The following is a 2241-nucleotide window of genomic DNA, read 5'->3' on the forward strand; positions in this document are numbered from 1 at the left end:
GACCTCGCCGGTCGACCCGTCGAGGAGGACGGCGGTGCCCGCCGGGATCGCATCGAGCCCGGCCGCGGCGACCACACACGGTATGCCGAGTTGGCGCGCGATGATCGCGGTGTGGCTGGTGGGGCCGCCGAGGGTGGTGGCGAGGCCGATGATGCGGGTGGGGTCGAGACCGGCGGCATCGGCGGGAGCGAGGTCGTCGGCGAGCAGCACGGACGGCTCGGCCGGCCGGTCGAGACCGGGTTCGGGGATCCCGCTCAGTTCGGCGACGACACGGTCACGGATGTCCCGCAGATCCGTGACTCGTTCGGCCATGCGCCCGCCCATTTTGGTGAACATCGTCGCGAACTGCTCGGTGGCTGCGATCGCGGCACCCACGGCGTCGGATCCGCCGCGGATTCGGCCGGTGGCCGCTCCGATCCAGGCGCGATCCTCCGCGAGGCCCGCGTTGGCAAGCAGCACTTCGGAAGCTGCACCGGACGCACCAGACGCGCGGGCGCGCAGCCTCGCGCCGACGGCGTGCGCCGCGGCCGTGAACCGTTCGGCTTCGGCCGCCCGGGCGGTGTCGGGAATCTCCGGATGCACGGTCGGCAATTCCGGTCGCGGTGCGGGGCGGATCACCGGGCCGTAGGCCACTCCCGGCACGACGGGTGTTCCGTGGACGTCGCGCACCGCCGAACCTGCTACCACCGGCACCACGTTCTTCATGTTTCCTCCTCGCCACCGACCGAGACTCGATGTGATCGAGATTACCCCGACCCATTGACATGTCAACATATACGGGCGTAAAACAACATAAAGCAACATTCGGTGTCCCGCGTGGAGGAGGTCCCGTGTACGCAGAGGAACGGCAGCAGGCGATCGGCGAACTGATCGACCGACGCGGTCGCATGTCCGTCACCGACCTCGCGGGCCGCTTCGGTGTCACCACCGAAACCGTCCGGCGCGATCTCGCACTGCTCGAGCGAGTGGGCCATGTGCGGCGTGTGCACGGCGGCGCCGTCCCCGCCGCGGCGCTGACCGTCACCGAACCGGGACTGACCGAACGCGAACACACCCGTACCGGATTCAAGGACCGCATCGCCACGGCTGCCGCACAGTTCCTCCCCGGTTCCGGCGGCAGCGTCGTCTTCGACGCCGGGACCACGACCGGCCGCATGGTCGCGGCGCTGCCGGCCGACACCGACCTCACCGTGGTGACGAACTCGGTGCCCATCGCGGCACGACTCGCCGGACTCGGTTCCATCCGACTGCACCTGCTCGGCGGTCGCGTGCGCGGTATCACGCAGGCCACCGTCGGTGACGACGCGTTGCGCTACCTCGGCATGCTGCACGTCGACGTCGCATTCGTCGGCACCAATGCACTGTCGATCGACCACGGCCTGTCGACACCCGATGCGGAGGAAGCCGCGGTCAAACGTCGCATGGTCGCCTGCGCCGACCGCGTTGTCGTGGTCGCGGACTCCTCCAAGATCGGCCGTCGGCACCTGCTGAGCTTCGCTCCGCTCGATGCCGTCGACGTCCTCGTCACCGACAGCGAGATCGACGATGCCGACAGAACCCAACTCATCGAACAGGGAATCGAGGTGGTGACGGCGTGATCGTCACATTGACAGCCAACCCGAGCCTGGACCGCACGATCACCTTGCCGGGCCCGCTCGACCGCGGCGCCGTCCACCGCACCGCAGAGGTCCTCGTCGACCCCGGCGGCAAGGGCATCAATGTCGCACGGGTCCTGCACGCGGCTGGCCGGCAGGTTCTGGCGATCCTGCCCGGCAACACCGGTGATCCGCTCCTGACTGCCCTCTCCGACCACGACATCGATTGTCTCGCAATCGAAACCGCGGCACCTGCGCGGACCAACACCACTGTCGCAGAACCCGACGGCACGACCACGAAGTTCAACGAACCCGGCAGCGCGTATGGACCCCGCACCCGCGCCGAACTACAGGACGCAGTCCTCGACCAGGCAACCGATGCCACGTGGACGGTGCTCTCCGGATCGCTGCCGCCGAGCATTCCGGACAACTGGTACGCCGACCTGATCTGCGCGCTGCGCGCCACCGGAACCCGGATCGCCGTGGACACCTCCGAGGCGCCGCTCCTGGCCCTCGCCGACCGTTTCCCCGAGGCCGCGCCGGACCTCGTCAAGCCGAACTCCGACGAGCTCGCCCAACTGACCGGAGCGGACGCCATCACACTCGAGGCCGCGGCGGCGGCCGGCGACACCGCCCCGGTGGTGGC

General features: G+C 69.3%; 3 protein-coding genes. 2 read left to right on the top strand and 1 reads right to left on the bottom strand.

What is annotated here, in order from left to right:
* Positions 1-705 (bottom strand): PEP-utilizing enzyme (locus tag WAX14_RS12440; RefSeq protein WP_422628366.1); only part of this gene is annotated, 705 nt, incomplete at its 3' end.
* Positions 706-830: 125 nt separating this feature from the next.
* Here WAX14_RS12440 and WAX14_RS12445 point away from each other — a divergent pair.
* Together WAX14_RS12445 and WAX14_RS12450 are read left to right on the top strand one after the other, a co-directional pair.
* Complete coding sequence (locus WAX14_RS12445; protein ID WP_422628367.1) at positions 831-1598, top strand: DeoR/GlpR family DNA-binding transcription regulator; 768 nt, start codon at positions 831-833, stop codon at positions 1596-1598.
* Positions 1595-2241, top strand: a 647-nt coding sequence (locus tag WAX14_RS12450) for a 1-phosphofructokinase family hexose kinase (protein ID WP_422628368.1), incomplete at its 3' end; no start/stop codon positions are given. The genes WAX14_RS12445 and WAX14_RS12450, both read left to right, overlap by 4 nt.

Source organism: Rhodococcus sp. (in: high G+C Gram-positive bacteria) (assembly GCF_049299235.1).
Taxonomy (GTDB): Bacteria; Actinomycetota; Actinomycetes; order Mycobacteriales; family Mycobacteriaceae; genus Rhodococcus.